The sequence below is a fragment of the Pseudomonas emilianonis genome (genome assembly GCF_023072625.1).
Taxonomy (GTDB): Bacteria; Pseudomonadota; Gammaproteobacteria; order Pseudomonadales; family Pseudomonadaceae; genus Aquipseudomonas; species Aquipseudomonas paraveronii.
Map to the genome: position 1 here is coordinate 1 of NZ_JAKNRV010000329.1, position 5,750 is coordinate 5,750.

Annotated in this window: 7 protein-coding genes and 2 pseudogenes; 6 read left to right on the forward strand and 3 right to left on the reverse strand. The window is 63.1% G+C overall.

Features of this window, described 5'->3' with window-relative positions; all coding sequences use genetic code 11:
• Together L9Z73_RS24060 and L9Z73_RS24065 are read right to left on the reverse strand one after the other, a co-directional pair.
• A partial coding sequence (locus L9Z73_RS24060) for an ATP-binding cassette domain-containing protein (protein ID WP_247406415.1) occupies positions 1-381 on the reverse strand: 381 nt, incomplete at its 3' end.
• A gap of 154 nt (positions 382-535) precedes the next feature.
• Positions 536-1,087, reverse strand: coding sequence for a cytochrome b (locus L9Z73_RS24065; protein ID WP_247406418.1), 552 nt, complete (start codon positions 1,085-1,087; stop codon positions 536-538).
• A 182-nt stretch (positions 1,088-1,269) separates the two neighbouring features.
• On the opposite strand from L9Z73_RS24065, the gene L9Z73_RS24070 reads away from it, so the two are divergent.
• The 6 genes and pseudogenes from L9Z73_RS24070 to L9Z73_RS31345 form a co-directional block, all read left to right on the forward strand.
• A complete protein-coding gene (locus L9Z73_RS24070; protein ID WP_247406421.1) occupies positions 1,270-1,947 on the forward strand; it encodes a thermostable hemolysin in 678 nt (225 codons plus the stop codon).
• The gene (locus tag L9Z73_RS24075) at positions 1,937-3,415 is read left to right on the forward strand and encodes an AMP-binding protein (RefSeq protein ID WP_247406423.1); all 1,479 of its coding nucleotides are present in this window, start codon (positions 1,937-1,939) and stop codon (positions 3,413-3,415) included. Before L9Z73_RS24070 ends, L9Z73_RS24075 begins: the two co-directional genes overlap by 11 nt.
• Complete coding sequence (locus tag L9Z73_RS24080) at positions 3,412-4,086, forward strand: TenA family transcriptional regulator (RefSeq protein ID WP_247406426.1); 675 nt, start codon at positions 3,412-3,414, stop codon at positions 4,084-4,086. Before L9Z73_RS24075 ends, L9Z73_RS24080 begins: the two co-directional genes overlap by 4 nt.
• Positions 4,073-4,882, forward strand: a complete 810-nt coding sequence (locus tag L9Z73_RS24085; protein ID WP_247406429.1) for an SDR family oxidoreductase — start codon at positions 4,073-4,075, stop codon at positions 4,880-4,882. Before L9Z73_RS24080 ends, L9Z73_RS24085 begins: the two co-directional genes overlap by 14 nt.
• Positions 4,879-5,523, forward strand: coding sequence for a tetratricopeptide repeat protein (locus L9Z73_RS24090; RefSeq protein WP_247406432.1), 645 nt, complete (start codon positions 4,879-4,881; stop codon positions 5,521-5,523). The genes L9Z73_RS24085 and L9Z73_RS24090 overlap by 4 nt, the downstream gene beginning before the upstream one ends.
• A gap of 11 nt (positions 5,524-5,534) precedes the next feature.
• Positions 5,535-5,627 (forward strand): annotated as a pseudogene (locus L9Z73_RS31345) (DNA-binding response regulator); the annotation flags it as partial.
• Here the strand turns inward: L9Z73_RS31345 and L9Z73_RS24100 are convergent.
• A pseudogene (locus L9Z73_RS24100) lies at positions 5,624-5,750 on the reverse strand (LysR family transcriptional regulator); the annotation flags it as partial. The pseudogenes L9Z73_RS31345 and L9Z73_RS24100 overlap by 4 nt on opposite strands.

Here is a 5,750-nt window from a genome sequence, read left to right on the forward strand (position 1 = left end):
CACCTCCACGCAACCGGCCAGCATGCCCTGGCGGTCGATGGTCCAGCCACGGCGCAGTTCACGGCCCAGGTAGATGTTCTCGGCCACGCTCAGGTTCGGGCACAGGCTCAGTTCCTGGTAAATCACGGCGATGCCGAGGGCTTTGGCGGTGGCGGGATCGAACGTTGCGACAGGCTGGCCGGCAATGCGGATGGTGCCGCCCGGGTCGGCCTGGTAAGCGCCGGAGAGGATTTTCATCAGGGTGGATTTGCCGGCGCCGTTCTCCCCCATCAAGGCGTGGATTTCGCCGGGGTAGACTTTCAGGCCGACATTCTTGAGCACGCGCAAACCGTTGAAGGTTTTGCTGATGCCCTGCATCTCAAGCAAGGGTTCGAGGCTCATGAATGAGCTCCTGATTTTATTATTGTTGTATTCGCGCTCCTTGGATCAGAGCCGATTGCCATCGACTCTAATCAGATACATTTACTTACGCAAGCGCTTGCGCAGCCCGTTTGTCGCCTGATGAAACGTTTCATCAGGCGAATTTTCCGTGGTTTCAGCGTTCGTAGCGTTTAGGCAGCATGCGCACCAAGGTGTTGTCCCGCACCCAATAGTGGTGGAACAACCCGGCGGCGGCGTGCAGGCCAATCAGCCAATACCCGGCGCTGCCCAACCATTCATGCCAGTGCTTGAACTGCCTGGCCAGGTCCGGGTCCGCCGCGACCAGGGTCGGCAAGGAAAACTCGAAATACGGTATCGGCTTGCCCGCGGCGTTGAGCATCAGCCAGGCCAGCAGCGGCGTGACGATCATCAGGCCGTACAGCGCCAGGTGCATCAGGTGCGACGCACCCGTCTGCCAGGCCGGCGGGCGCGGCACGATCGGTGGACGCGGCATCAAGCGCCCCAGCAGGCGCAGCCACACCAGCAGGAAAATCCCGATACCGAACAGCGCGTGGGCGCCGAGGAACAGCCCCTTGAGTGCGTGCCCACGAGGCAACAGGCCTTTGATTTCAATGCAACCGTATACGCCGACAAACAATGCCAGCATCAGCCAGTGCAGAATCATCGACAGCCTTGCATAGCGCGGTGTCATCAGGTTTTCGGTCATAGATAAGGTGCCTTGTGCAAGGGGCGGTGGCCGGACCCGGCCTTGAAGAGTCGCCGTCACCCTGCCCGCGTAGCCTTAAGACAATCTGAAGATGGCTGAAACGATCATTTTCACCACCTTCAGACTTCGTTAAGAAATGCCCTCGATACTCCTCCCAACTTCACTTGGGAGGCATAACGCCAATGCCCGGTATCGATTGGAACATTCCCTTGCCCCTGTTATTCGGCCAAGCCGACAGTGCGCCGCTGTCCCTTGCCCGCGCCCTGCCCCAAGACCCTCAGCGTGCTGCCTTCGAGGCCTTCATCCAACAGCGCTTTCGCATTGCCCACGGCGCCGATATCCGTCATTTCATGCCGCAGCTGTTTGGCGTCAGTCAGGCCAACGGTGAACTGTGTGCCGTCGCCGGTGTGCGCCTGGCAAGCGACGAGCCGCTGTTCCTGGAGCGTTACCTGGACCATCCGATCGAACCGCTGATCAGCGCGGCCGCCGCGCAACCGGTAGACCGCCGGGCGATCGCCGAAGTCGGCAACCTGGCCGCCAGCGACACCGGCAGTGCGCGCCTGAGCATCATCGCCATCACCTGGCTGCTGGCCATGGCCGGCCTGGAGTGGGTGGCGTTCACCGGCAATATCGGCCTGGTCAATAGTTTCCATCGTCTCGGTTTGAAGCCCGTCACCCTGTGCGCCGCCGACCCGCAGCGCCTGGGCGATGAACGCCATCACTGGGGCAGTTATTACGAAAGCCAACCCTGGGTGCATGTCGGCAATATCCGCGCCGGCTTCATCCATTTGCGCAACATGGGCCTGTTCTCGCGCCTGGGGTTGCCTACCACGATTGAGGACGCCAGCCATGTCGCCTGAAACCCGCCGTTTCCACGCTGTTCTTCGCGGCTATGCCGAGCGCAATGACGGCACCGTCGCCCTGTGGGGAGACACCCTGAAGATGGATTACACCGCGCTGTTCGCCGAGGTGACCTATCGGCAGGAACGCCTGCGCGCTGAAGGCGTGAAGGTGGTGGCGCTGGCCCTGGACAATGGCGTCGAGGCCATGCTGTGGGACCTGGCGATCCTGTTCGAAGGCTTGACCTGCCTGACCCTGCCGCCGTTCTTCAGCCCTGCCCAGCGCGCCCACTGCCTGGAACAGAGCCACGCCGAGCGCGTGATCGCCGAACCGTACCTGGAAGCCGAATTGCACGCCGGCGGTTACCGCAAAACCGGCGACTTCTGGTGCCGCGCGTTCGAAGGCCGCCCTTCGATGCCCCTGGGCACGGCCAAAGTGACCTTTACCTCGGGCACCACCGGCACGCCCAAAGGCGTGTGCCTGAGCGCCGACAGCGTGCTGCGGGTGGCCCGCGAATTACACCAGGCCAGCCACACCAGCGACCCGCGTCATCACCTGGCGTTATTGCCACTTGCCATCCTGCTCGAGAACCTGGGGTGCTACGCCGCGCTGTATGCCGGCGCCACCTTGAGCTTGCCCAGCCAGAAGAGCCTGGGCATCCAGGGCGCCAGTGCAGTGGATGCCGCGCAACTGCTCGGTTGTCTGGCGGTGCGCCAGCCCCACAGCCTGATCCTGGTCCCGCAGTTGCTGTTGATGCTGGTCATCGCCGCCGAGCAGAAGGCGTTCAACCCGCAAGGTTTGCGCTTTGCTGCCGTGGGCGGTGCACGGGTCTCCAAGGCCTTGCTACTACGGGCGCAGCAACTGGGCGTGCCGGTGTTCGAAGGTTACGGGCTCTCTGAATGCGCCTCGGTGGTGTGCCTCAATCGGCCCGGTGCGCAACGGCCAGGCAGTGTCGGCCAACCGCTGCCCCATGTGGAGATCCGCCTCGCCGAGGACGGCGAAGTGCTGATCAAGGGCTCGACCTTGCTCGGTTACCTGGGGCAGACCGAACAGCCCGAACAGTGGTGGCCCAGCGGCGACCTGGGCGCGTTCGATGACGACGGTTTTCTCTACCTCAAAGGCCGCAAGAAACATCAGTTCGTCACCAGTTACGGGCGCAACGTCAACCCGGACTGGGTTGAGGCCGAGCTGACCCAGGGCGGCGCCATCGCCCAGGCCTTCGTCTACGGCGAAGCCCTGCCGGAGAACCACGCGCTGCTATGGCCGCATCGCGCTGACTGCACCGACGCCCAACTGGCCGCCGCCGTGGCCCTGGCCAACAGCAGCCTGCCCGACTACGCGCAGGTGCATCGCTGGACGCGCCTGGAAGAACCGTTTACCGCCGCCAATCGCTTGCTCACCGCCAATGGCCGGCCACGGCGTGACGCCATCGTCGCGCGCTATCAATCCCGACTTGCCCCTGCACTCAACGAGGAAACCTCATCGTGAACTTTTTCGACACCCTGCAAGACGCTACCCAACAGGAACGCCAGGCACTGTTCAGCCTGCCGATCATCCGTGATGCACTGGAAGGCAAGGTCAGCCTGGAAAGCTACCGTGAATTCCTGGCCCAGGCTTACTACCACGTGCGGCACACCGTGCCATTGATGATGGCTTGCGGTGCGCGCCTGCCCTCGCGCCTGGAGTGGCTGCGCAAGGCGGTCTGCGAGTACATCGAGGAAGAATATGGCCACGAGCAATGGGTGCTCGATGACATCGCTGCCTGTGGTGGCGACCGAGACGCGGTCCGTGACGGCCGCCCTGGCTTGCCTATCGAGTTGATGGTCAGCTACCTCTATGACCTGATCGCCCGTGACAACCCCGTCGGCCTGTTTGGCATGGTCAATGTGCTGGAAGGCACCAGCATCGCCCTGGCCACCCACGCGGCCGGCAGTATCCGTGACCGCCTGCAACTGCCAGAGACGGCATTCAGCTACCTGAGTTCCCACGGTTCCCTGGACATTGGGCACATGGAGACGTATCGCCGCTTGATGAACAGCCTGGACGACCCCGCCGACCAGGCCGCCGTGATCCACGCATCCAAGGTGGTGTACGCCCTCTACACCGACATGTTCCGCAACCTGCCGCGTATCGGGGAGGCCCCCCATGCAACTGTCTGACGCCCGTGTGGTGCTGACCGGCGCCAGCGGTGGCATTGGCCTGGCGATCGCCACCGCGCTGTGCGCCAGTGGCGCGCACGTCCTGGCCGTGGCGCGTCATCGCGCACCGCTGGAAGCCTTGTTGGCCCAGTACCCGGAGCAACTGTGCTGGGTGGGTGCCGACCTGACCTTCCTCAACGACCGACGCAAAGTGCTGGCCGCCGCGCAAGCCATCGGCGGCGTCAACCTTCTGATCAACGCTGCCGGCGTCAACCACTTCGCCATGCTGGAACAGCTGGACGAAAACGAAATCAACGGCATGCTCGCGTTGAACATCACCGCGCCGATCTGCCTGACCAAGCTGCTGCTGCCCATGCTCAAGCAAGCCGCGAGCGCGATGGTGGTGAATGTCGGCTCAACTTACGGTTCGATCGGTTACCCCGGTTATGCCACCTACTGCGCCACCAAGTTCGCCTTGCGCGGGTTTTCCGAAGCCTTGCGCCGGGAACTGGCCGACACCCGTGTCGGCGTGCTGTACGTCGCGCCGCGCGCCACCCAAACCCGCATGAACAGCCCGGCGGCGCAGGCCTTGAACGATGCGCTCAAGTCCAACGTCGACGAACCGCACAGCGTGGCTGCCGCCGTGATCAAAGCGATTGCCAACGACCGCCGCGATCTTTACCTGGGCTGGCCGGAGCGCTTCTTTGTGCGCCTCAACAGCCTGCTGCCGAATCTGGTCGACCGTGGTTTGCGTAAACAACTGCCACTGGTACGCCGCCTGAGCGATAAACCCGTTAAAAAGGATCTGAACCCATGAAACGCCTCTTCGCCGCGCTGCTGCTCACCGCCCTGAGCCCGCTCACCTGGGCGCTGGACGCCGCCGACCAGCAACGGCTGACCGATATCCAGACGCGCTGGGCGCACATTCAATACAGCCTGCCCGAGGAACAGCGCACCCAAGCCTTTGAGCAGCTCGCCTCCCAGGCGACGGCCTTCACCCAGGCGCGTCCTCAGGCGGCCGAGGCCTGGATTTGGTCCGGGATTGTCAGCAGCAGCTGGGCCGGTGCCCAGGGCGGGCTTGGCGCGTTGAGCAAGGTCAAGGCGGCCAAGGTCGACCTGGAAAAAGCCCTCGCCCTCGACCCCAAGGCCCTGCAAGGCTCTGCCTATACCAGCCTGGCCGCACTGTATGATCGGGTGCCCGGCTGGCCGATCGGCTTTGGGGATGCCGACAAGGCTGAACCGTTACTCAAACAAGCCTTGCAACTGAACCCGACGGGCATAGATAGTCTGTACTTCTGGGGTGATCACCTGTACCGGCAAAAACGCTACGGCGAAGCCCGTGATGCCCTGCAAAAAGCGCTGCTGGCCGCCCCACGACCTGGCCGGGAAACCGCCGATGCCGGACGGCGCAAAGAAATCGAAAGTTTGCTGGCCGACATCAACAAAAAACTCAACTGACAGGAGTCCGCGTGCGCCTATTACTGATCGAGGATGACGAGGCATTGGGTGAAGGTATTCACCAGGCGCTGGTACGTGAGGGCTACACCGTTGATTGGCTCAGGCGGCGTTCGGAGTTGAAGAGGATTTCCGACACGATATCCGCGTGAGTGAGGTTGGCGGTGAGCACCACGGCCATGTCGAACTGGCCGTCGAGCAGGCCGTGTTCGATGGCCTGGCGCTCCTGC

Excerpts from the sequence above, each read along its gene's own strand:
- L9Z73_RS24065 (WP_247406418.1), bottom strand. The coding sequence starts at position 1,087 with ATGACCGAAAACCTGATGACACCGCGCTATGCAAGGCTGTCGATGATT.
- L9Z73_RS24070 (WP_247406421.1), top strand. The coding sequence starts at position 1,270 with ATGCCCGGTATCGATTGGAACATTCCCTTGCCCCTGTTATTCGGCCAA.
- L9Z73_RS24075 (WP_247406423.1), top strand. The coding sequence starts at position 1,937 with ATGTCGCCTGAAACCCGCCGTTTCCACGCTGTTCTTCGCGGCTATGCC.
- L9Z73_RS24085 (WP_247406429.1), top strand. The coding sequence starts at position 4,073 with ATGCAACTGTCTGACGCCCGTGTGGTGCTGACCGGCGCCAGCGGTGGC.
- L9Z73_RS24090 (WP_247406432.1), top strand. The coding sequence starts at position 4,879 with ATGAAACGCCTCTTCGCCGCGCTGCTGCTCACCGCCCTGAGCCCGCTC.